This window comes from Natrinema amylolyticum, from assembly GCF_020515625.1.
In the GTDB taxonomy this organism is placed as follows: domain Archaea; phylum Halobacteriota; class Halobacteria; order Halobacteriales; family Natrialbaceae; genus Natrinema; species Natrinema amylolyticum.
Map to the genome: position 1 here is coordinate 918,966 of NZ_JAIWPJ010000002.1, position 22,476 is coordinate 941,441.

General features: G+C 66.4%; 20 protein-coding genes and 1 tRNA gene. 16 read left to right on the forward strand and 5 right to left on the reverse strand.

What is annotated here, in order from left to right:
* The first annotated feature begins 140 nt into the window (after positions 1-140).
* Positions 141-214, forward strand: a tRNA-Lys gene (locus tag LDH66_RS14760).
* Positions 215-513: 299 nt separating this feature from the next.
* Here LDH66_RS14760 and LDH66_RS14765 read toward each other — a convergent pair.
* Positions 514-1,959, reverse strand: coding sequence for a hypothetical protein (locus LDH66_RS14765; RefSeq protein ID WP_226482021.1), 1,446 nt, complete (start codon positions 1,957-1,959; stop codon positions 514-516).
* A 406-nt stretch (positions 1,960-2,365) separates the two neighbouring features.
* Between LDH66_RS14765 and LDH66_RS14770 the strand changes: the two genes are divergently transcribed.
* The 14 genes from LDH66_RS14770 (at position 2,366) to LDH66_RS14835 (ending at position 17,349) form a co-directional block, all read left to right on the forward strand.
* The gene (locus LDH66_RS14770; protein ID WP_226481831.1) at positions 2,366-3,010 is read left to right on the forward strand and encodes an MBL fold metallo-hydrolase; all 645 of its coding nucleotides are present in this window, start codon (positions 2,366-2,368) and stop codon (positions 3,008-3,010) included.
* 257 nt (positions 3,011-3,267) lie between these two features.
* Positions 3,268-6,429, forward strand: coding sequence for a molybdopterin-containing oxidoreductase family protein (locus LDH66_RS14775; protein ID WP_226481832.1), 3,162 nt, complete (start codon positions 3,268-3,270; stop codon positions 6,427-6,429).
* The gene (locus LDH66_RS14780) at positions 6,429-7,610 is read left to right on the forward strand and encodes a 4Fe-4S dicluster domain-containing protein (RefSeq protein WP_226481833.1); all 1,182 of its coding nucleotides are present in this window, start codon (positions 6,429-6,431) and stop codon (positions 7,608-7,610) included. The genes LDH66_RS14775 and LDH66_RS14780 overlap by 1 nt, the downstream gene beginning before the upstream one ends.
* A gap of 4 nt (positions 7,611-7,614) precedes the next feature.
* Positions 7,615-8,316, forward strand: a complete 702-nt coding sequence (locus tag LDH66_RS14785; protein ID WP_226481834.1) for a TorD/DmsD family molecular chaperone — start codon at positions 7,615-7,617, stop codon at positions 8,314-8,316.
* Positions 8,313-9,353 carry an ethylbenzene dehydrogenase-related protein gene (locus LDH66_RS14790; protein WP_226481835.1) on the forward strand — a complete coding sequence of 347 codons (1,041 nt, stop codon included), beginning with the start codon at positions 8,313-8,315 and terminating at the stop codon, positions 9,351-9,353. The genes LDH66_RS14785 and LDH66_RS14790 overlap by 4 nt, the downstream gene beginning before the upstream one ends.
* Positions 9,350-10,255 carry a HEAT repeat domain-containing protein gene (locus tag LDH66_RS14795; RefSeq protein WP_226481836.1) on the forward strand — a complete coding sequence of 302 codons (906 nt, stop codon included), beginning with the start codon at positions 9,350-9,352 and terminating at the stop codon, positions 10,253-10,255. Before LDH66_RS14790 ends, LDH66_RS14795 begins: the two co-directional genes overlap by 4 nt.
* Positions 10,252-10,911, forward strand: a complete 660-nt coding sequence (locus tag LDH66_RS14800; protein WP_226481837.1) for a hypothetical protein — start codon at positions 10,252-10,254, stop codon at positions 10,909-10,911. Before LDH66_RS14795 ends, LDH66_RS14800 begins: the two co-directional genes overlap by 4 nt.
* 1 nt (position 10,912) lies before the next feature.
* On the forward strand, positions 10,913-12,190 hold the full coding sequence (locus LDH66_RS14805) for a P-loop NTPase (protein ID WP_226481838.1): 1,278 nt from the start codon (positions 10,913-10,915) through the stop codon (positions 12,188-12,190).
* 112 nt (positions 12,191-12,302) lie between these two features.
* Positions 12,303-12,878, forward strand: a complete 576-nt coding sequence (locus LDH66_RS14810) for a molybdopterin-guanine dinucleotide biosynthesis protein B (RefSeq protein WP_226481839.1) — start codon at positions 12,303-12,305, stop codon at positions 12,876-12,878.
* A 142-nt stretch (positions 12,879-13,020) separates the two neighbouring features.
* The gene (locus tag LDH66_RS14815) at positions 13,021-13,974 is read left to right on the forward strand and encodes an extracellular solute-binding protein (protein ID WP_226481840.1); all 954 of its coding nucleotides are present in this window, start codon (positions 13,021-13,023) and stop codon (positions 13,972-13,974) included.
* Between the two features lie 68 nt (positions 13,975-14,042).
* Positions 14,043-14,846 carry an ABC transporter permease gene (locus LDH66_RS14820; protein WP_226482022.1) on the forward strand — a complete coding sequence of 268 codons (804 nt, stop codon included), beginning with the start codon at positions 14,043-14,045 and terminating at the stop codon, positions 14,844-14,846.
* A gap of 133 nt (positions 14,847-14,979) precedes the next feature.
* Positions 14,980-15,648 carry a helix-turn-helix domain-containing protein gene (locus tag LDH66_RS14825; protein ID WP_226481841.1) on the forward strand — a complete coding sequence of 223 codons (669 nt, stop codon included), beginning with the start codon at positions 14,980-14,982 and terminating at the stop codon, positions 15,646-15,648.
* Positions 15,649-15,826: 178 nt separating this feature from the next.
* Positions 15,827-16,591: an enoyl-CoA hydratase/isomerase family protein gene (locus tag LDH66_RS14830; protein ID WP_226481842.1), complete on the forward strand. Its 765-nt coding sequence runs from the start codon at positions 15,827-15,829 to the stop codon at positions 16,589-16,591.
* Positions 16,592-16,704: 113 nt separating this feature from the next.
* A complete protein-coding gene (locus LDH66_RS14835) occupies positions 16,705-17,349 on the forward strand; it encodes a hypothetical protein (RefSeq protein ID WP_226481843.1) in 645 nt (214 codons plus the stop codon).
* A 156-nt stretch (positions 17,350-17,505) separates the two neighbouring features.
* On the opposite strand, the gene LDH66_RS14840 is transcribed toward LDH66_RS14835, so the two are convergent.
* From LDH66_RS14840 to pyrB, 4 genes are all read right to left on the reverse strand, one after another.
* Positions 17,506-18,855, reverse strand: a complete 1,350-nt coding sequence (locus LDH66_RS14840; RefSeq protein WP_226481844.1) for a hypothetical protein — start codon at positions 18,853-18,855, stop codon at positions 17,506-17,508.
* A 262-nt stretch (positions 18,856-19,117) separates the two neighbouring features.
* Positions 19,118-19,963: a hypothetical protein gene (locus tag LDH66_RS14845; RefSeq protein WP_226481845.1), complete on the reverse strand. Its 846-nt coding sequence runs from the start codon at positions 19,961-19,963 to the stop codon at positions 19,118-19,120.
* A gap of 251 nt (positions 19,964-20,214) precedes the next feature.
* Positions 20,215-20,703: an aspartate carbamoyltransferase regulatory subunit gene (gene pyrI, locus LDH66_RS14850; protein WP_226481846.1), complete on the reverse strand. Its 489-nt coding sequence runs from the start codon at positions 20,701-20,703 to the stop codon at positions 20,215-20,217.
* Positions 20,696-21,640, reverse strand: a complete 945-nt coding sequence (pyrB, locus tag LDH66_RS14855) for an aspartate carbamoyltransferase (protein WP_226481847.1) — start codon at positions 21,638-21,640, stop codon at positions 20,696-20,698. Before pyrB ends, pyrI begins: the two co-directional genes overlap by 8 nt.
* A 165-nt stretch (positions 21,641-21,805) precedes the next feature.
* Between pyrB and LDH66_RS14860 the strand changes: the two genes are divergently transcribed.
* On the forward strand, positions 21,806-22,432 hold the full coding sequence (locus LDH66_RS14860) for an RAD55 family ATPase (protein WP_226481848.1): 627 nt from the start codon (positions 21,806-21,808) through the stop codon (positions 22,430-22,432).
* Positions 22,433-22,476 lie beyond the last annotated feature (44 nt).

Sequence of the window (22,476 nt, forward strand, 5' to 3'; positions counted from 1 at the left end):
ACTTAACGGTCCCGAAGCCTACTACGCTGTGAGAGTCCCGATCGGACGACTCGAGGGCGATGACTGTCCCGCGTGGATCACTGCCACGCTGCCTGCCAAGGGAAACGTATTTGAACGACCGAGGGAAAGTCGGAGGTACAGGGCCGGTAGCTCAGTCCGGCAGAGCGTCTGACTCTTAATCAGACGGTCGCGTGTTCAAATCGCGCCCGGCCCGCTTTTGCCACGAGCAAATTCGCGAGTGGCAAAACGGTCATCGCGATTTGAATCGCAGGGAACACGCAGCGCGAGCGAAGTGAGCGACCGTGTGACCATGTGTTCAAATCGCGCCCGGCCCGATTTCCTGCTGCGAACAATATCGTGAGCAGCAGGTCACGGATCCGAAGGGATTTGAAATAGACGAGTCGAAGCCCGCGAGCGAGTGTAACGAGCGAGCAGGAACGTCTCGGCGTAGTTCAAATCACACCCGGCCCGCCTCTATGAGGGACACCGTAACGAGCGAAGCGACCAGCGCAGTTACCGATCGTCGCGCACACCGTCCGGGAACTCGTTGTTCGCGAGCGACACGGACCCCGAGTCGCTCGTGATGCGGAGGGAGTTGCCGGCCTCGAGCGACCGGCCAGAACAGTTCTCGATCCGGACCCCGCTCCCGCCGTTAACGACGATCGGCGTGTGGGTCGTCTCGAACTCGCTGTCGGCGACGAGATAGTCCTCGCCCCGAAGTTCGAGTCCGCGCCGCTTGTCGTCCCCCGGCTGGTTGACCGAGAGGTTCACGAACCGACAGTCGTCGCGCTCGCAGTAGATCGCGTGGCGGTTTCTGGTCCCCGGTGCGTCGCCGGTGATGCGAACGTCCTCGATATCGGCACCGGGGCCGTCCCCGCCAAGTAGCCGGACCGCGTTGGCGCTGCCGTGAATCTCGATGTCGGTGTTCTCGACGGTCAGCGGTCCGGCAGCGGGATCGAGCCGGATACCGGTGTTCGGTCGGTGCCCGACCGTGATCTCCGAGTCCGAAATCGTCGCTTCCTCGACGTCGTTCATGACTCGTATCGCGTCGCCGTTCGGCCGCGGGACGTCGACGGTGACGCCCTTGAGTTCGAATCGCGCTCCGCCGTCGAGCCGGATCGCGTGCTGCCCGTTCGCACCGTGCGGGTTCTCGGTGACGGCGGCGACCGCGTCCCTGATCACACCGACCGAACCGGCGAGGCGGATCGACGCGGTGGCGCTGTTCTCGAACCAGCCGCCGTCGACGTCGATTCGTCCGGTCTCGTTCGACGCGTACAGCCCGTTGTCCGGGAAGCCGCCGAGGCTACAGTTCTCGAAGACGAGCGTTCCGCGATGGGTTCCGTTGACCATGATGCCGGTCGGGCCGCGCCACATGTTCTCCTCGTTGGGGGTCTCGTCGACGTGGACGCCGCCGTCCGACGCGCGGAAAGAGTAGACGTGCCCCTCGCCGTCGGAGTCGAGGACGTTGAACAGGCCCGGCCCCCACGTCCCGCTGTCGTGGACGCCGCGGATCGTGACCCGCCGCACGGAGAGCCCGTCCTCGACCTCGGCGCTGATGACTCGAATCCCCGTGTCGTCGGCGGTCTGATCGACGTCGAAGTTCTCGAACCGGAGGTCGCGGCCGGGCCTATCGCTCGTCCCCAGCCGGAACAGTCGATACTGCGGCCCGTCGAACTCGTGGTAGCTCGCCGGGACCAGCGTCGCGTCCTCGCCGACGAACCCGACGTTCTCGAAGTCGGTGAACCGCAGTTGTTCGTCCATGTAGTACCGCCCCGCCGGGAACTCGAGGAGCGTGTCGTCGTCCACGAGGTCCCGCAGGACGGGCGTGACGGACTCGTTCCCCTCGTTGTCCGCCCCTTCCTCGACCACGTCGACGACGGTCCGGTAATGCTCCTCGAGCGGGTGTGCGGACGCCACGCCCGCGATCGAAAGTACCCCGAGTCCGGCGAGACCGCTCAGATACGATCTGCGCCCGATCTGCCGACTGCGTGAATCGTCTGAAGTCACGGCTCTCCGTCGCCGACGATCGGTCTTACGTATACGCGGCGTAATTCCTCCCGAAACCGTCGCAGTATCCGGCCGATTCGTGCACCGATATCGGCGTGGAGCGCCCGCTCAGGGGTGGTCTGGCGCCGATCGCTCGAGACTTAGCAGTGAATTAATCGAGCACCGCGGCGGCGGCGAGGCGTGCAACAGTTGCACTGACCCGAAGGGTACGACCGCAAGGCGACGAACGTCCACTACTCGTCCGGAATCTCCGGCGGGACGCGCTCGCAGTCGCCGACTAAACGGACTCCTACTGCCGTCGCGGTCGGCGACGACGCCGAGCTATAAGAGCGATCTTCCCATAGAATCCGAGACGATCATGTCTACCACCTACGAGGGAATCACGTTCGAGCGACCGGGCCACGCTAGCAAACGTCTCGAAACCCCCGACGGGACCGTCATCTACGTCGATCCGTGGGGCGAGCAACTCGAGGACGAATCCGGCGACGGCGATATCGTCTTCGTCACGCACGACGATATGGACCACTACGATCCGGCAGCGATCGAAGCCGTCGCGGGGCCGGACGCGACCGTCGCGATATACGAGGCCGTCGACACGAGCGACCTCGACCGCGACGTCGTGGACCTCCCGTACTCGGGCGAGACGACGGTCGACGGAATCAACGTCGAGACGGTTCCGGCGTACAACGACCCCGACGGGGACCATCTCGACGACGACGGCATGCCGTTCCACGCCGACGGCGAGGTGATCGGCCTCCTGCTGACGATCGACGGGACGACGGTCTTCCTCGAGCATCACGAGTCGATCACCGCGGACGTCTTCGTCCCGCCGATCGGCGGCCACTTCACGATGGATCGCAGCGAGGCTGCGGCGTTCGCCCGTAGCGTCGAGCCCGAACTGGTCCTGCCCGAGCACTACGACACGTTCGACCCGATCGAGACCGACGCCGAGGCGTTCGCCGACGACCTTGAGGCCGATGGGATTCGGGTCGAACTGTTCTGAATGGGATCCTCGAGCAGCTGAGGTACCACCGGGGCCGACGATACTCGTCCGCTCTTTCTCGAGACGGAGGCGTCTGATCGATCGCCGAGCGACTGCCGTCCGTCGTCGGGTTCGGTTCCCATATAAAGACCCCCTATTAGCAGGATTTCAGCGGTAGCGTGCTCAACGCGTGGGAACGTGCGGGCTCGGTTAAAGAGTGTAGCGGCAAGGTCGTCCTGCATGCTACCGAAACGCTCCGCCACACGAGGTGGTCGGCGATGAGTCTCTCGCGACGCGATTTCCTGGCGGCCGCCGGGACGGGGTCGGTCGGTGCCCTGCTCGGCTCCGCGTGGGGAGCGACGCAATCGGTCGACACCATCACGCAGGTCGACAACCCCCTCAAATCCTATCCCAACCGGGATTGGGAACAGGTCTATCACGACATCTACTCGTACGACAGGGTCGACTGGACGGTCTGTCACCCCAACTGTACGCAGTCGTGTGCGCTGAACTTCTACATGAAAAACGGGGTGCCGATCAGGGCCGAGCAGATCTACCACGAAGAGGAGGGAAGCCCCGGTCCGGGGAGTCCCGGCGGCTACGAGGAAGCGGGCGTCAGTCGCCACTGGAACCCGCGCGGGTGCATGAAGGGGCTGACGCTCCACCGCCGGACGTTCGAACCGAGCCGGATCAAGTATCCCATGGTCCGTAAGGGCTGGGATCCCGACGACCCCAACCCGGAGGGGCGCGGCGAGGACGAGTTCGAACGCGTCTCCTGGGACGAGGCGATCGACCTGATCGCCGAGAAGATGGCGAGTCTCGAGGACGAGAAGCGGTTCCACATCTTCAACGCGATCAAGTCGGACGGACTGATCACGCGCCACGGTGCCGGGCGACGGCTGGCCTCGATCTTCGGCGGCTGCGAGTGGACGGAGTACGACTGGTACGCCGACCTGCCGCCGGGCCACGTCATCACGACGGGCTATCAGACCAGCGACGCCGACGCGTCGGCCTGGCGGGCCGCTGACTACACCATCATTCAGGGGAAGAACCTGATCCACAACAAGCTCGCGGACAACCACTTCCTCCAGGAGACCCGCGAGCGCGGCGGGAAGATGGTCGGCGTCTACCCCGACTACTCGCCGACGGTCCAGAAGTGCGACCGCTGGCTGCCCGTTCGGCCGGGCAGCGACCCCGCGTTCGCGCTGGGCGTGGCTCACGTCATCATCGACGAGGAGCTGTACGACGCGGAGTTCATGCGGAAGTTCACGACCCTGCCGCTGTTGATCCGGCAGGACGACGGGAAGTACCTCCGCGCACACGAGGTCTTCCCGGACCACGAGCCGCCCGCCGAGGACAGCGAGGAACGCCACGAGGAGAACGACTGGGGCGACTTCGTCGCTCTCGATCAGAACGGCGACCCGGTCCCCGTCACCCGCGAAGAAGTGGGCGACGAGATGCCGGCGACGCCTCAGCTCGAGGTCGACACTGACCTCAGGCTGGCCGACGGGGAGTCGGTGGGCGTCCACACCGACTTCGTCCGCCAGAAGGCGAACATCCTGGAAAACTACGATCCGGAGACGGTCGAGGACATCACGACGATCCCGGCCGACGCGCTCCGGACGACCGCCCGGGAGTTCGCGGCTGCCGACAAGGGGCAGTGGTTCACCGGCGAGGGGATCAACCACTGGTTCCACTCGAACGACTCGCTCCAGCGGACGATCTTCTTCGTCCAGTCGATGCTCGGCAACATCGGCGAGCGAGGGGCCGGCTACTACAACTACTCCGGCCAGTACAAGATCGAACTGCTGGACGGCTACCCCTCCTACGTCAACCCCGACGGGAACTCGGCCCACGGGATGTATCCCGGCTACGCGTTCGCCTTCTTCGGCGGCGAGAAGCTAGACGCCCACGAGATCCGCGGGGACTTCGACCGCGAACTCGATCTCGTGCCACAGGGCGACGCCGAGGAGCCGGTGGTGCCGACGAACGCCGAGTCGTACACGATGTCGAAGCCGACGATCCTGTGGACGATGAACTGCAACCTCCTGAACCAGACCAAACATCAGGAGCACGTCATCGAGAACTTCGTCAAGCATCCCGACACGAGCAACGAGCTCTCGATCGTCTCGGACATGCACATGACCTACTCCGCGCGCCACGCGGACATCGTGCTCCCGGTCCCCTCCTGGCTCGAGTGCGACTACCCCGACATCACCGTCGGGCCGGAGAACCCCTTCATCCACATGGACCACGGCGTCATGGACCCGATCTACGACACGAAACAGGACGGGGAAGCCATCGCGATGGTCGCGGAGAAACTCGACGAGAAGATCCCACCCGAGGAGCGCAACGTCGACTCCTACCGGGCGTACTTCGAGAAGTTCCTCGACGACGACGAGGACGTCCGCGACTACATCCAGCAGACGCTGGACGCGGGGATGACGACCCGCGACATCGACGTGGAGGACATCGAGGACGGCCCGGAACGGCTCCAGCTGAAGACGTATCCGCGGATTCCCTTCTACTCCCAGATCAACGAAGACCGGCCGTTCTACACCAAAACCGGCCGCATGGAGTTCCACAAGGAGGAAGACCGCTTCCTCGAGTTGGGCCGGGCCGATCTGGATCACATCGAGAGCCCCGAGGGGACGCCCTACGGGGTGAACAAGAAGTGGGACGAGGCGAAAGACGAGGAGAACCCGCTGTATCACGACGAGGAGTATCAGTTCTACTACAACACGCCCCATCCGAAGTACCGGACCCACTCCTCGTGGGGGATGACCGACTGGAACCTGATCTGGTCGTCGCGGGACTTCGGGTCGACCAACGCCGACCCTGAGGGGACCGAGCGGCTGGTCGACGACTTCTCGTTCCCGCAGGGCGAGGGCGAGACGGAGGAGACGCCGCCGCTCGGCGAGGCGTTCGTCGAGATGCACCCCGAAGACGCCGCGAATATCGACGTCGAGAACGGCGACTACGTTCGCATCAGCGGTAAACGGGGCGACCTCGTCGTCCGCGTGATGGTCAGCGAGCGCCAGCGGCCGCGCTCGGCCGGCGACATGGGCCAACTGACCCTCTGGCACGGCTGGTGGCCCCAGCAGTTCCCCGACGACGAGGAGAACGAGGACGGCGTGAAGGGGTACAACGTCACGACGAACATCTGGCTCGATCCGGCCCAAGAGACCGACGACCTCGTTCACAAGGCCGTCTTCGGGGATCCGAACATTTCCGAACACGTCGAGGACGACATCGCGTGGAAGGGGGCCGAACTCGAGCACGGGTACGAAGAGACCGTCTGGGCACCGACCGGCACGAACCGGGACGACCTCGTGGAAGTCGAGAAGTACGAGGAGGCGGACTGGTGGCCGGGCGACGCGCGGAAAGACGAGTTAGTGCAGGACTACATCGGCGGTTCGCTGCAGGGAGGTGACAGCTGATGCCGGAAACATACAATCCACAACTCGGGCGCGAGCACAGCTATCCGTACGAACACCGCGAGGAGGAGCGCGACTGGCACTGGGGGATGATCATCAACATCAACCGGTGTATCAACTGCAACACCTGCTCCTTTGCCTGTAAGTCCACGTGGACGAGCGGGGAGGGCGAGGAGTACATGTGGTGGATGAACGTCGAGACCGAGCCCTACGGCGGCTACCCGATGGGCTGGGACATGCGCCTGCTCGACGACTTGGGGAAAGACGAGACGATCTTCGAGGCCGCCGAGGACGGCGAGCGAGTCAAAGGGTACGTCGCGCAGAAAGAGGAGTGGGAGTACCCCGCGCTGGGCGACGATCAGGTCCACGGCGAGTACCCCACCGGCGACGTCGTCGAGAGCGACCTCGAGGAAGACGAGTACCACGACATGTGGCAGTTCTACCTGCCGCGGCTCTGTAACCACTGCAAGAACCCCGCCTGTCTGGCGGCGTGTCCGCGGAAGGCGATCTACAAGCGAGAGGAGGACGGCATCGTCCTGCTCGACCAGGAGCGGTGTCGGGGTTACCGCAAGTGCGTGAAGTCGTGTCCGTACCACAAGCCGATGTACAACCCCGAGACGGGCGTCTCGGAGAAGCCGGTCGGCTGCTTCCCGCGCATCGAGGAGGGGAACGTTCCGCGGTGTGTCTCCTCCTGTATCGGGAAGACGCGCCTCCACGGGAACATCAATCGCGGTCCCGACGCCGGCCACCCCAACGGGAACACGTCCGCGGCGGCCGGTCGGAGCCCGGTCAACTACCTCGCCAAGAGCGACGAGAAGATCGCGCTCCCGCTGTACCCGCAGTTCGGGACCCGGCCGCAGGTGTTCTACATGCCGCCGTACCACGTGCCGCCGGAGTTCCTCACCCAGATGTTCACGCCGAACACCGAGGAGAAGCGCAACGACTGGCCCGGCAGCACCTTCGAGGAGTCGATCAAGATCGTCCAGGACCGCGTCCGGAACCCGAGCCACCACGTGCTCGGCATCCTCCAGTTGTTCGGCGCGACCACCCGCCTCATCGAGACCTACACCGTCAAAGAACACCGCGTGAAGGGGTGGGACCGCAAGGGGAACAAGGTCGTCGACATGCCCTTCGAGGAGGAGATGGAGGTCCGCGAGGGCGAGATGTGGACCAATCAGCCATAGGACAATGACACCGAACACCACAACGGAGTCCGAGTACCACGCCGCGCGGGCCACGCTGTACTGCGCCGCCGCCGCGGTGTTCACCTACCCGACCAACGATACCGTTCGCGAACTGCTCGACCCCGAGGCCCGTGAGGGGATCGAACGCGCCGCCGAACGGCTCACCGTCGCCGACGAGGCGACCGCGCTGCTCGAGGCCTTCGAGGAGACGCCCGTCGCGGACCTCGAGTCGGCCTACAACGAGCTGTTCGGCCTCCCCAGCGACGACGGCACCTACGCGGTGATCCCCTACGAGGCCCACTACACGACCCGCGACGAGATCAGCAGCGAGCAGCGCCGGATCGCGACCGTCGTCGGGCTCATGGAGGAGTTCGGCCTCGAGCCCAGCGACGACTTCGCCGAGCGTCAGGATCACGTCGCCGCCGAACTCGAGCTGGCGCAGGTGCTCGCCGGCCAGCGGGCCGTCGCGCTCGAGTCGGGCGAGCCCGTCGCGGCCGAGCGCGTCGAGAAGGCCGAGGCGACGGTGCTGGCCGATCACCTCGTCGAGTTCGTGCCGGCGCTGGCCCACGACCTGCGACGGGCGACGGACGAAGACGCGTACGTCGCCGCGGCGAACCTCGTCGAAGCGCTGGTGAGCTACGATAACGGGAAGCATCCCGATCCGACCGTCTCGGCGGACGCAGCGAACGGAGGTGAGGCCCCGTGAGCTCGCGGTCCGTCGAGATCGGACCGGTCTCGATCGACCGCAACGCGGCGCGGCGCGCGACGCAGCTGGCCGCGATCGTGCTGTGCCTGATGATGATGCTCCAAGTCGCAGTGGTCACCGTCCTCACCGTCGGCCCGCAGCCGCTGAGCTCCGTCAACGAGGTGCCCTCGGAGCCGAACGCCGCCGCGTGGGAGGACGCGCCGACCGAAACGGTAGCGCTCGACAACCAACAGATGGTGCCCCCGTACGGCGGCGGGAGCGTCGACAACGTGACGGTGCAGGCGGTGACCAACGACACGCACGTCGCCTTCCGCATGGAGTGGGAGGACCCGACCGCGGACACGGAGATCAACGAGCCCAACGCCTACAGCGACGCCGCGGCGATCATGCTCCGGAGCGGGAGCGAGCCGCCGATCACCATGGGCGCGAACGGGGATCCGGTCAACATCTGGTACTGGCGCTCGAGCTGGCAGCACTCGGAGTCCGATCCGGGCGGTGACATGTACTCGTACCCGCACCCGGACAATCAGACGAAGCCGGGACAGGCGGCCGGAAACCCGCTCTCGCAGTCGAGCTACAACCGGTACGGGCAGAACTACTACGCCACCGGCTACGGCTCGCTGACCAACGCGGAGACTCAGCCCGTCGCGGCGAACGGCGAGCGGACCGACGACGGCTGGGCGGTCGTGTTCCAGCGCGAGCACGAGGCCAGCGGCGAACACGACGCCGCCTTCGAGGACGGCGAGCAGATGTATCTCACGTACGCCGTCTGGGACGGGAACGCAGACGAAGCCAACGGCGAGAAGTCGCTGTCGTACCAGTTCCTCACCCTCGACACCGACGACGGGACGCTCAGCGCGGCAGATGATGACGACGGCGGTGACGGCAACGAGACGAACGGTGACGACGGCGGTGCCGCGACCAGCGCGACCGACTCGGCGCTCTGGCTGGCCGGGGCCGCGACGAACTGGCCCGCCGCGCTCGTCATCGCGACGGTCGCGGCGTGGCTCGTCAGCTACTGGAGGCTCAAAGAATGACCGACTACGCCAACCGAAGTGCCCGCGGCCGGGCACCCGACGACGACGAGGCAACGCTCCGATCGCGACTCGAGTCCGATCGCGAACGCGATCGCCGACGCGGCGCGCTCGGGCTGGTCGATCTGGCCGACGACGGCGGCCTGACACCGGCGACGATCGCGGGACTCGCCGAGGTGGTCCGCGAGGACGACTCGGCGGACGTGAGACAGTTCGCCGTCGAGGCGCTTGGGCTCGCCGCCAGCGCCGCCGACTCGAGCGGGGCGGACGCGGCCGCCGAGGCGATCCGACCGGCGCTGGCCGACGATCACGAGTGGGTCCGCGCCGAGGCCGTCGTCGCGCAATCGCGGGCCGCGCCCGGGACCGAGGAGCCCCTCCGCGCGGCCCTCGAGGACGACAGCGGCTGGGTGCGGCGCAACGCCGTCATCGCCCTGTCGAAAACGGGCGCAGCGTCGCAGGAGCTACTGATCGAACGGATCAAGACAGACCCCCACTCCGGCGTTCGGGAGTACGCGGCCGACTACCTGCGCGAGTACGCCGACGACGTCGGCGAGACCGTTCGGATCCTCGCCGCGGTGCTGGCCCGCGATCCGGAGGCGTTCGTCCGGGCGAAGGCCGCGACCAGCCTCGGCGACCTCGGAACCGATCGGGCCGAGGAGGTCCTCGAGCGCCACGGCCTGAACGACCGCAGCGACGACGTGCGACGGTCGGCGAAGCGGGCGCTCGCGACGGCCCGCGGCGTCGACCCCGAGCAGATCGACGCCGGACTGGACGGCGACGCCGCGCCCGGCGGCGGACCGGGATCGCGGCGGGAGCGAGAACGGCAGGGTCCCGGTCCGGGACGCCGGCAGGGGCCGGCCGGCTCGATCGACGGGCTGACCCAGGGACAGCGTGATCGACGATGACCTACGAACTCGACAGCACACCCGCGGACGAGCCACACGCGACGGACGAATCGCACGCGAACCACGACCGAGACCCGGACGAGGGCTGTACGACCGAGAGCAGCGCCGCGGGATCGGGCCTCGAGGAGTCGCTCGGCGTCACGATTCCGGACGACCACGTCGGCGCGTTCGTCGCGCAGGCGTTCGAGGACGTCGAGCGCTCGACGGAGTGGACCGAAGCCGTCGACGCCGTCGTCCCCGACGACGCCCGCGACGCCTGGCGGTCGCTCTCGGCGCGGGACCAGGTCGTCGAACTGCTGGAGATGGCCGACGAGTTCGATCGGCGGGCCACCGAGTCGCTCGAGGCGATTCCGCTCGACCGGGGCGGTCTCGACGACGACCTGCGCGAGCGGTTCGACGAGGCGAAGCGGCTGCGTCGCAACGCCGACATCCTCCGCGACGGAATCGCGGCGGGGTACGCCGAGGGACGCGTGAGCGACGAGGAACTGGTCGCCGCCGTCGAGGCCTTCGAGTTCGACACCGCGGTGATCGCCGAACGCGAAGACGAATTGGACTCGGTCGCCAACGCGTACGACCTCGACTTCCGCCCCTACGGCGGGACGCTGATGACCGAGCGCGAACCCGACGAAGACGCCGACGAATTCGAGGCCTGGTAACATGGCGAAACACGATATCGTTCCCGACGACGTCCCGACCGACGACCTCGGAGAGCGCGTTCGAGACGGCCTGCACGCCGTCGACGACCCCGATCTGGGGAGTAGCGTACTCGAGTCCGGGCTGGTGACCGACGTCTCGGTCGACGAGCGGGCCGTGCGGATCGGCGCGGATCTCACCGGGTTCGACGAGCCGACGGCGGAGGACGTCACCGAGGCGCTCCGCCGACGGGCGCTTTCGACCCCCGGCGTCGAACGGGCGACGGTCGAGAGCGAGACGCCCGAGACGGCCGCGGACGACGGCATCGACGGCCCGGCGGGCGTCGACACCGTGATCGCCGTCGCCAGCGCCAAGGGCGGCGTCGGGAAGACGACGGTCTCGACGCAACTCGCCCGCGCGCTGGCCGCCGATTCCGACCGCGACGTCGGCATCTTCGACGCCGACCTCTACGGACCGAACGTGCCCGAACTGCTGGACCTCGAGGGACCGGTCTCGGCCAACGCGGAGGGCGACGCCGAGCCGATCGATACTGGCGATCTCACCGCGATGAGCGTCGGGCTCATCGCGAACGACGAGCCGCTGGCCTGGCGGGGCGCGATGGCCCACGAGGCCGTCAGCGAACTGTTCGAGGACACCGCATGGGGCGACCTCGATACGCTCGTGATCGACCTGCCGCCGGGGACCGGCGACATCGTCCTGACGGCGCTGCAGTCGCTGCCGATCGACGGCGCGGTGCTGGTCAGTACGCCCCACCCGACGAGCGTCGACGACACGGCCCGCAGCGCCACGCTGTTCGAGGAGAACGGCGTCCCGCTGCTGGGGACGGTCGTCAACATGCGCGGCTTCACCTGCGAGTGCGGCCGCGAACACGACCTCTTTCCGGACGCGGACGTCGAGGCCGAACTCGACCAACCGGTGCTGTGCGAACTCCCCTTCGACGAGCGGGTCCGGGACTTCGGCGACGGCGTGCCGCCGGAAACGCTCGAGCTGGCAGCGGCCGTCCGCGAGCGGCTCGAGTCGATCGGCGACCGCTCGGTGCCCGACCACGCGCTCGACCTGCGCGGGCTGCCGAAGCCGATCCGCCACGAGCAGGCCACCGAGGAGTTCCGCGCGACCGAGCCCGGCGAGACGTTCTACCTGATCAACGACCACGACCCGTCGCCGCTCGCGAACGAAATTGTCTCGGCGGTCGATCGGGAGGGCGCGCCCGGCGACGCCTTCGAGGAATACGAGGTCTACAGGCGGGCCCCCGACGAGTGGGTGATGGCCGTCGCGCGGTAGTGGCGGACCGTAATCGACCGGAATCGGCGACGCGGCGTGCCGCGATCGGAACGCCGCGACATGCCATCCGAACGGGTCTTCCCCGCGAACCGACAACCGACGATGCACACGTATGAGTCAGGACTCGAGGCTACGGGTCGTCTGTCTGGCGGGACCGAGCGACGCGGGCAAGACGTCGCTCGTCGAGGCGCTGGTCGACCGGCTGGCCGCGGACGGCCGCGTCGCGACCGTCAAGTCGATTCATCACGACGTCGAGATCGATACGCCGGGGACCGACACTCACCGCCACCGGACCGCGGGTGCCGAGACGGTCGTCGGCGTGACGCCCGAACTCACATTCGACATCACGACGCGCGGAAAGCGCGACCCGCCCGGGCCCGACGGCGACGAGTCGCTCCTCGAGTCCGACGACCCCGAGGTTCGGGCGCTCGCGAGCACCCTCGAGCGCCTCGCCCGACGCGGGTACGACACCGTCCTGGTCGAAGGGTTCGCCGAGTCGCCGCTGCCGACGATCCTCGTCGGAGATCGAGACTCCTCCGCGGTCAGCGGCCCCGTCATCGGACGCGGCGAGGACTCGATCGACGACCTCGTCGAAACGATCCGCTCGCTCGAGGGGCTCGAGCGACCGACCGATGACCGGTCGACTGACGGACCGGATCCGGACTCGGACCCGGACCCTGACGCCTGAGTCGATTAAACGGCCGGTGGCGGCGATAGCTGAGCGTCGATTTCGTGCGACGACGATCGGCGAGCGTAACCACTTTCGGTTGTTTTCCCACAATATAGGAACCGAAACCAGTTGTATTTATGCCGGAGATCCAACGGGACGTATGCACAGTCGCGACGGCTGCACCGGATCCGTCTCGGGGAGCCGCCGACACGTCCTCGCCACAACGGGCGGGCTCGCTGCGGGGCTGGTCGGGACCGCGGGCTGTCTCGGCGGTACTGCCGGCGTTCGCGTGCTCGCCGCGGGCAGTCTGGCCGTCGCCCTCGAGAACGGTGTCGGCCCGGCGTTCGAATCCGAGACGGGGCTGCAGTACGCTGGCGAGTACTACGGGACCAACGCCGTGTTGCGACTAGTTGAGGACGGGACGAAGTATCCGGACGTCGTGATCGGTGCCGACGCCGAACTCCTTCGGGACCGACTCTATCCCGCTCACACCGACTGGGACGCCGAGTTCGCGGCCAACGAGGTCGTGATCGCCTACGCGCCCGAGACGGCCCTCGGCGAACGGCTCGCGGCCGGCGAGCCGTGGTACGAGGTCTTCGCGGACGCCGACGAGGACGCGATCGCGATCAGCGATCCGGACCTCGATCCGCTGGGCTACCGTGCGCTCCTCCTCTTCGAACTCGCCGAGCGAGAACACGGCCTCGAGGGCTTTCGCGACGCGATGGCCGAGAGAGTCGCGACGGTCCCCGACGAACCCCAACTGCTCGCCGGCCTCGAGAACGGCAACCGGGCCTGTGCGGTCGCCTACGGCAACATGGCGGCCGAGCGCGACGTCGGCGTCCGACGGCTGGACGACGCCTACAACTTCGGCGATCCGGCGTTCGCCGACCGGTATGCGCGGGCGAGCTACACCACTGACAGCGGCCACACGGTCGAGGGATCGCCAGTCGTCTACAACGCGACGGTTCGAACCGACGCGGACACCCCCGACGCGGGCCGGGCGTTCGTCTCCTTCCTGCTCGAAAACGACGCGCTGCTCGCCGAGCACGGCCTGCGCGTCGACGATTCGCTGCCCCGATTTCACGGGGAGCCACCGGAGGCGATCGAGCCGTGAGCCGCGTCGAACGGAGTCGGAACGGTGGGTCAGGACGGGAGGCAGGTTCGCCCGAGGCCGATACGGATATCGCTCGGTTCGACGCGGGTCGTGAGTGGCTCCCGGACGGACTCGCCGTGCCGGCGCTGCTCGGTGCGGTGTTGCTCGCCTACTTCGTCGTCCCGTTCGCGGTCTTTCTGTCCCGAATGCGGGACGTCGACGTCGTCGCCGGGCTCGCGGATCCGACGGTCCGGGACGCGATCTGGACCTCGCTGGTCACGGCCCCGATTTCGACGACCATCGCGACCGTCTTCGGCGTGCCGCTGGCGTACGTCCTCTCGCGGGCCTCGTTTCGCGGCAAGCGCCTGGTCGAAGCCCTCGTCTTGCTCCCGCTCGTCGTCCCCCCGATCGTCGGCGGCGTGATGCTGCTGACCGTCGTCGGCCGATACACGCCGATCGGCGCGGCCGCCGCCGCGCTCGGAGTGCCACTGACGGACAGTCGCGCCGGCGTCGTCCTCGCCCAGACGTTCGTCGCCGCGCCGTTTCTCGTCGTCACCGCCCGCGCGGGCTTCGACGGCGTCGATCCCCGCCTCGAGGAGGCCGCGCGGACGATGGGGTACGGTCGACTCCGGACGGTACGGCTGGTCTCGCTGCCGCTCGCGCGAAACGCCATCGCTGCGGGGATCGTCCTGACGTTCGTCCGGGCGATCGGCGAGTTCGGCGCGACGATGATGGTCGCGTACACGCCGCGGACCATGCCGACCCAGATCCGCGTCTCGTTCATCGCCCGCGGAATCGACGCCATCGTACCGGTCGCGCTCGCCCTGCTCGCCGTCGCCGTGATCGTCGTCGTCGCCGTCCAGTTGCTGGTCGGCACCCCTCGCCGTCGCTGAACTGCCGCGTTCGCGGCGCTGTCGAGACGCTGGCTCTCGAACCGATCAGATCGCGTGTAATTCGCTCTAACCGCCTCTAAGTGGTTTGGAAGTGGGGTTATGGATGTCGTCGTTCTATCCACGGGTGAGACTCATGACATCCATCGCAGACATCGAGATTCCGGCCGACGGAACCGGTACCGGCGAGCTGTTCGAGGCCGTCCCCTCGCTGACGTGTGAAATGGAGCGGGTGATCGCCTCGAGCGGCCACGGACTCTGGCTGTCGGGCCCCTCCCAACCGGAGATCGAATCGGCGCTCGACGAGGCCTCGGCGATCGGCAACTACTCCCAGATCAGCAGCGACGAGGACCGCTGGCTCTACGACATCGAGTTCGAGCCCGACACGGTCGACCCGTTCGAGATCATTCTCGAAGAGAACGGGACGGTACTGAGCGCCTCGGCGTCGAACGGCACGTGGCTGCTCAGCATCCGCGTCGTCAACCGCGAGAGCGTGAGTTCGCTGTACGACCGGCTCGACGGCAACGACGTGACGCCGACGATCGTCCGCCTCTTCGATCTCGCCGAAGAGACCCACTCCCAGTGCGGGCTGACGACCCGCCAGTATGAGACGCTGGTCGCGGCGATCGATCACGGCTACTTCGAGATCCCCCGCGAAGTCTCGATGCAGGAGCTCTCCGAGGAACTGGGCATCTCCCATCAAGCGCTCTCCGAACGCCTCCGCCGAGCCTACCGCGCGCTGGTCACCTCCGAACTCAACGTGACCGAAGAGAACACCGCCGCACCGCCGATGCCGACGAACTGAGTCAGTCGAGCATCCGGAGATCAGCCTGACGGCCTGACTCGATGCTTTTCGCCGACCGCCCGACCTCGGACAGTGGCGACGCCGTCGGAGGCGGAACGAGGCTCGCGAAGACGGAACGGGCTCGCGGAGACGGGACGGTGCTCGAAGAGTTAAGAGCCGGGCGTCCGACGCTTGCGACATGGAGATCGACAGCGACGACGGCGTTCTCCGGCTGACGTTCGATCGGCCGGACGCGCTCAACGCGATGACGACGGAGACGGCCGACGAACTGGCCGACGCGATCGAAGCCACCACTCCCGAGGAGAACGACGTGATCGTCCTCACCGGTCGGGGAGCGGCCTTCAGCGCCGGCGGCGACCTCGAGTCGCTGGCCGAGACTCCCGACTCGTCGCGGGCGGCCTACGAGGAGGTCACAGAGACCTTCGGTCGCGTCGTCGAGGCGATGCTCGAGTGTCCAGTACCGATCGTCGCGAAGGTCAACGGCGACGCCATCGGCGCGGGGCTCTCGCTCGTCGCGCTCGCCGATATCGCCTACGCCGCCGCCGACGCGACGTTTTCCTGTGCGTTCGTCAGGGTCGGGCTGATCCCTGACACCGGCGGGACCGTCATGCTTCCCCACATCGTCGGGCTGCGGGCCGCGAAACGGTTGGCTTTCACCGGCGAGTTCTTCGACGCCGAGCGGGCGGCCGACCTCGAACTGGTCAACGAGGCGGTCCCCGCGGCGGAACTCGACGACCGCGTCGCCGAGACCGTCGAGCGACTCGCCGACGGCCCCACGGCCACGATCGGGATGATGAAACGGGCCATGAACGAGAACCTGGGTCGCTCCTGGGACGAGGCGCTGGATTACGAGAACCTGCTCCAGGCACAGGCTCGGACGTCCGACGCCCACGAGGAGGGCGTCGCCGCCTTCCTCGAGGATCGAGACCCCGAGTTCGAGTAACCCCCTCGCGTTCGTCGCTCGGTTCGTTTCTCGATCCGTCACTCGATCAGACACGTTCGCAAGCACCCGCAAGCACCACGGCCTTGCGCGAATCGACCGTTAATTAGAGTGCAATGTCCCCACAGTTTACCGACGACGATGTCGGCAAGCGCGTCGTCAACGCCAATGGTGACGAGGTCGGAATGGTCGCCGACGTCGAACACGGCACGGCCCACGTCGAACCGGATCCGGGAATCACTGACTCGATCAAAGCGACGCTCGGTTGGAGCGATAGCGGCGAGAGCACATATCCGCTCCAGGAGGAGGCAGTCAGTCGCGTAACTGACGACGAAATCCACCTCGAGAGCGACCTCTCCGGTCGCAATACGGGAGCGACCGGTGGCGGTGCAGGTGCGGGTAGCGATACCGGAATGACTGACACTGGAACCGGGACTGGAGCAGGAACCGGAACCGAGAACCGCGGGATCGACCGGAACGAAGACGATATCAGCGGCCGGGACGACGAGGGCGTGATCCGCGACGATGACGACGATCAACTCATCGGAGACGACGATGACGACGGCCTGATGGGCGACGACAACGATAGGCGGGGAACGAACGATGACGACGGCTTGATCGGCGACGACAACGACGACGACGGCTTAATCGGCGACGACAATGACGATGACGGCCTAATGGGTGACGACAACGACGATGACGGCCTGATGAGCGACGATGACGACGACGACCTCATCGGCGACGACGACAATACGCGATAATTTCGGTTCTTCCGACCCCACCAGCCGACGGTCGCGACCCCCATCCCGAATTCCGTTTTTGTTTCGGCGACGCTGACCGCCGCTCGAACCACCGTGATCGGTGGCAGGACGGACCTCGAGCGGGAAGTCGAGAGACGAAGCGCGTGGGACCGCGGCTTACTCCTGGTTCGAGCCTCGCTCCTCGTTGCCGCGACTCTCCTCGGTCGGCCGCTGGGGTTGCTCCGACGTCACGTCCGTTTCCTCCATCGCCCGTCGCTCGGGAGACCGGTTCATTTCATCGCGGTCCTGATCGCGGCCGGTGTCCGCATCCGACCGCGGATCGGGTCGGTCGCGCATGGTCGACTGGTCGCCGCGTCGTTGTCGTCCCCGCTCTCCGCCCTCGCGGCGGTCGGTGTCGATCCGCTGTGAGTACTGGTCTCGCAAGCGGCCCTGTTCGGTCCGTTCCGGGGACGACTGCTGGCGCTGCGTCGGCTGGTCGTACGCCCTCCCGCGCCGAGCCCGGTCACTTTGGGGCTGACTGCCGTGCTGTCCGGGACCTTGTCGCGCCCCAGTTCGCGGCTGTGACCCCTGTGACTGGGACTGCCGTTCCCCCTGGTGCCCCTGCTCGAACTGGTCCCGTCCGGATGCGGGACCTCCTTCGGATCCCCGCTGCGATCGGTCAGGGCCGCCCCCCTGTGACTGGCCGCCGAACTGCCCGGACTCGGCTCCGCTCGAGTGGGTGGGCGATGCCGTCATCGGCCGTTGTTGGGAGCCCGACGCACTGGTCGATTCGCCGCCGTACTCCTGTGGCGTAACCCACTCGCCGGTCTGTGGATACTGGTTGGACTGCGAGCGACCGCTCTGGCCCTGCTGTCCCCCCATCTGAGCCCGTGTCTGCATTTGCGGCTGGCCGCCCATTCCCTGTTGTGACCGCATCTCTCCACCGGTCTGTTGTTGCTCGGTTCGCTGGCCGGTCATCCCCTGTCGGCTCATTCCTTGCTGACTTCGCATCGGGCCGCCCATCTGTTGACTCCCGGTTCGCTGGCCGCCCATCTGTTGGCCCTCCATCCCGCCGCTCGTCCCGCGCTGGCTCATTCCCTGCTCGGTCATCCGGCCCTGACCGGTCATCTGGTTTCGGGTTCCCATCCCTTGCATCTGGTCTCCCATCCCCTGCATCTGGTCCCCCATCTGCTCCATCTGGGCCATCTGCGGCTGGGTAGCGGCCTGCATGCCTCGTTCCATCACCTGTTCTATCTCCGGCATGACGGCTTCCATCCCCTGCAGATAGCTCCGCATCATCGACTCCGTGAACTGCGGGCCCGGCACGTTCTCGAGCATCGATTTCGTCATCTCGAGGCCCTGTTGCTGAGCGGTCTCCTGCCACTCGAGCGCGCTCAGTGTCATCCGAGCCACGTTCCGCTGGAGGTCGATCAGCTGTTCCATGGCCTGCCGGCTCTGATTCATCGTGGACTCCGCCATCTGCTCCGTGTTCGTCTCGGTGGACTGCTGGGTCTGTTGCTCTCTCATAATCATCACCTGAGGATCCGCGGTCGTCGATCCTCGGTCACGACTGCAGGCAACCGAGACGCAAATAAAGGGCGTCGTCGGTTCCAGTCGGTCGCGCGGCCCAATCACTCGTGAACGACCGGCTCCAGACCGGGCGTCCGGCGCGGCGATAACTACCGCGTCATGTCGCGGTGTTCAGGGATAAGCGCGCTATACTGGTACGTAATAGTCTCTTACGAACGGCGGGATCGAACCCCGCGAGCCGCGTCGGTATACCGCCCCGTCAGGACTCCGAATCGCCACCCGGCTCGCCGTGCGTCACGCCCTCGCGCTCGTCGGCCTGCATCCGGCGCAGGGCCGCGCGCCCCTTGCTCGCCTCGTAGCCGAAGAAGACCCCCTCGGCGTACTCCTCGGCGACCTCGGTCGCGTGGATCAGGTTGTCGACGTCAATGTTTACAGCGTACAACTCGATATTAAACGGCGTCTCGAGCGCGCTCTCGAACCCCTTCGCGATCGTCTCGAGCCAGTAGGTCGTCCCATAGGCCGTGTCGTACAGCGGGACGACGAACTCGTCGACGTACTCCGCGATCGCCTCGAGATCGATGCCGGCGCGCTCGTAGAGATGGCCCGGGTAGGGGTCGGGATAGAGCGTCATGTAGACCGTCCCGGGGATGTGCTCGACCGCCTCCGCGACGAAATCGGTGATGACGCTCGCCCGCCACGCCATGCGCTCGTCGTACTCGCTCGCTTCGAACGCCTGCTCGCAGACGCCGCAGCGACAGTACTCCGCGCGAGGGAAGCCGATATCGTCGAGGCGGACGTCCTCGTTTTCGGCAACGCAGTCGTCGATGACGTCGAGCAGCCCCTGTCGATAGTCCTCGCGGGAGGGACAGATGTAGGCCCAGTCGAAGTAGGACCGTTCACGGTCGGCCGGCCGTCCCATGTCGTCGACGGGAATCAGCGACGGGTCGGCGTCGGCGGCGGCGTTGTCGCCGAAACAGGAGACCATGTTCACCCCGTCGGCGATCGGTTCGGCGGACCGGCCGGTCACGTCCTTGACTTCGTAGAAGCCGCGGTCGAACTCCGGCCACCGTACTTCCTCGGCGTTCCGGGTGACGACGCCGTACATAGCTCAGTGTACGCCGCCGTCCCCGTAAGCCGTTCGGAATCGGGCGCTATTCTTCGGTCGGTTCGTAGTCGACTTCGACGTCCGACGAGCCGCTAAACGCGACCTTGTAGAGGACGGCGATGACGAACAGGGCGAGCGCAATCTTGACGGTACGTGACATGTACGTCCGAAGAATCGGCCGGCAAATACTTAGGTATTCTGGATAGTAATCTCAGCGAGAAAATCGTGCCGACCACCGCATCGACTCGCCTTCAGGTGTCGATCAGCGACGCGATCTCGTCGCGAACGATCGTCTCGCAGTACGAACACCGAACGCCGTCCTCGAGCACCGAAAACCGCGAGGTGACGGGCTCGTCGCCGGTCGTGATACAGCCGGCGTTGGGACAGGAGAGCACGCCCTCGACGACGTTGGGACGTTCGACGCGGTGTTTCTCGACGACGTCGTAGTCCCGGACGATGTTGATCGTCGCGTCGGGCGCGATCAGGGAGAGGACGTCGACCTCGTCCTGGCTCAGCTCCCGGCCTTCGACCTTGACGATGTCCTTGCGAGCGAGCCGATCGGAGGGGACGTTCATCCCGACGGAGACCTCCTCGCCCTTGGTCCCGTCGATGCCCAGAATCGCGAGGACGTTCAGCGCCTGCCCGCCGTGGACGTGATCGATGACGGTGCCGTCGCGGATCTTGCTCACCCGCAGCTCGTGGTCGTCGTTGCCGTCGTGGTGATCGTGATCGCTACTCATCGTCCTCACCTCCGATGGACTCGTCCTCGCTCAAGAGGAGGTCGAGCAGCGCCATCCGGACCGGAACGCCGTTGTGCGCCTGTTCGAAGTACGCCGCGTAGTCGGTATCGTCGATCTCGGGCGCGATCTCGTCGACGCGGGGCAGCGGGTGCATCACCGTCAGATCGTCGCTCGCGGCCGCGAGCGTGTCGGCGTCGATCTGGTACTCGCCGGCAATTTTCTGGTACTCGTTCTCGTCGGGGAACCGCTCGCGCTGGATCCGCGTGACGTAGAGGACGTCGAGCGAGGGCAGGACGTCCTCGAGCGCGTCGTGTTCCTTGATCCCTGTCCCGTTCTGTCGCTGGTGGAGGTCGTAAACGACCTCTCGCGGGAGTTGGAGGCTCTCAGGGCTGATGAAGTGCTGTTGGGTATCGAAGTTCGTCAGCGCGTGGGCCAGCGAGTGGACGGTTCGGCCGTACTTCAGGTCGCCCATGATACCGATAGTCAGGTCATCGAGGCCGGCATTCTCTCGGATCGTGTAGAGATCGAGCATCGTCTGGGTCGGGTGATGGCCTGCGCCGTCCCCCGCGTTCAACAGCGGGACGTCGACGAACTCGCTGGCCATCGTCGCCGCGCCCTGTTTGGGATGGCGCAGGACGAGTGCGTCGGCATAGCCCTCGATGACGCGGACGGTGTCGGCGAGCGTCTCTCCCTTCTTCACGCTCGAGGATTCGACCGGACCCATGTCGACGACGTCGCCGCCGAGTCGTTTCATCGCGGTCTCGAAGCTCATCTTCGTCCGCGTACTCGGTTCGAAGAAGAGCAGTCCGAGCAGGGTGCCGGCGTGGCGGTCGGCGACGGCCGACGGATCGGCGTCGATCTCGGCCGCGTAGTCGAGAACGGTCTCGATGTCCCCCCGAGAGAGTTGTTTGCTCGTGATGAGGTGATCGTGGCGCATTCGTTCGTGTAGGCTGTGGCGTGCCCCTTGAATCTCTCCATTCGATGCGAGAACTCTCGCCGTCCGAGCGCGCTCGGACGAGGCGGTCGCCGATCCCTGACTGTCAGGGAACGAAAATATAAGGCAAAGAGTTATACAGACACTGCAGCAATTGAGAACAACTGTATGGTCGGCCGGCTCGACACTGGAATCGACGTGCTCGATCGGAAGCTCGACGGTGGGCTCCCACCGGGGTGTATCGTCGCGTACACCGCCGACCCGGCCAGCCAATCCGAACTCCTCCTCTACGAACTCACGGCTGCCCGCGGGACGTTATACCTCTCGACGGAACGCTCCGACGACGCCGTCCGCCACGCCATCGAGGCCTCACCGTCCTCGGTCGGCAACCCGACAGTCAGACACGTCGCCAGCGAGACACCGCTCGAGGAGGCGACCCGGCTCATCGGGGCCCTCCCCGACGGGGCCAACCTCATCATCGACACGATGGACGTCTTAGAGCGGTGTGACACCGGCGAGTACGTCACTTTTCTCAACGAACTCAAGACCAAGATGCTCGAGACGGGGGGGATCGCCGTGTTACACTGCCTGAAAGGCGAGACCAAACCTGCGAACCGAGCGCGGACCGTCCACGCCGCCGACGCCGTCTTCGATCTCCGAACCAAGATCGCCGGCTCTGAACTCGAGAGCCATCTGACGATTCCCAAGTTCCGCGGCGGCAGTCAGCCGACCGACGCGATCAAACTCGAGCTCACGGAGGAAGTCGCGATCGACACGAGCCGCGACATCGCGTGAGTGCCGACGCCGACCCGTCCATGCTGGTTCCGTCAACGTCATAC

Bases quoted from the DNA above. Each gene is read 5' to 3' on its own strand.
- pyrB (WP_226481847.1), bottom strand. From the start codon at position 21,640: ATGCGCCACGATCACCTCATCACGAGCAAACAACTCTCTCGGGGGGAC.
- LDH66_RS14785 (WP_226481834.1), top strand. From the start codon at position 7,615: ATGACACCGAACACCACAACGGAGTCCGAGTACCACGCCGCGCGGGCC.
- LDH66_RS14835 (WP_226481843.1), top strand. From the start codon at position 16,705: ATGTCCCCACAGTTTACCGACGACGATGTCGGCAAGCGCGTCGTCAAC.
- LDH66_RS14805 (WP_226481838.1), top strand. From the start codon at position 10,913: ATGGCGAAACACGATATCGTTCCCGACGACGTCCCGACCGACGACCTC.
- LDH66_RS14830 (WP_226481842.1), top strand. From the start codon at position 15,827: ATGGAGATCGACAGCGACGACGGCGTTCTCCGGCTGACGTTCGATCGG.
- LDH66_RS14770 (WP_226481831.1), top strand. From the start codon at position 2,366: ATGTCTACCACCTACGAGGGAATCACGTTCGAGCGACCGGGCCACGCT.
- LDH66_RS14810 (WP_226481839.1), top strand. From the start codon at position 12,303: ATGAGTCAGGACTCGAGGCTACGGGTCGTCTGTCTGGCGGGACCGAGC.
- LDH66_RS14825 (WP_226481841.1), top strand. From the start codon at position 14,980: ATGACATCCATCGCAGACATCGAGATTCCGGCCGACGGAACCGGTACC.
- LDH66_RS14775 (WP_226481832.1), top strand. From the start codon at position 3,268: ATGAGTCTCTCGCGACGCGATTTCCTGGCGGCCGCCGGGACGGGGTCG.
- LDH66_RS14800 (WP_226481837.1), top strand. From the start codon at position 10,252: ATGACCTACGAACTCGACAGCACACCCGCGGACGAGCCACACGCGACG.
- LDH66_RS14840 (WP_226481844.1), bottom strand. From the start codon at position 18,855: ATGAGAGAGCAACAGACCCAGCAGTCCACCGAGACGAACACGGAGCAG.
- LDH66_RS14815 (WP_226481840.1), top strand. From the start codon at position 13,021: ATGCACAGTCGCGACGGCTGCACCGGATCCGTCTCGGGGAGCCGCCGA.
- LDH66_RS14780 (WP_226481833.1), top strand. From the start codon at position 6,429: ATGCCGGAAACATACAATCCACAACTCGGGCGCGAGCACAGCTATCCG.
- LDH66_RS14860 (WP_226481848.1), top strand. From the start codon at position 21,806: ATGGTCGGCCGGCTCGACACTGGAATCGACGTGCTCGATCGGAAGCTC.
- LDH66_RS14795 (WP_226481836.1), top strand. From the start codon at position 9,350: ATGACCGACTACGCCAACCGAAGTGCCCGCGGCCGGGCACCCGACGAC.
- pyrI (WP_226481846.1), bottom strand. From the start codon at position 20,703: ATGAGTAGCGATCACGATCACCACGACGGCAACGACGACCACGAGCTG.
- LDH66_RS14845 (WP_226481845.1), bottom strand. From the start codon at position 19,963: ATGTACGGCGTCGTCACCCGGAACGCCGAGGAAGTACGGTGGCCGGAG.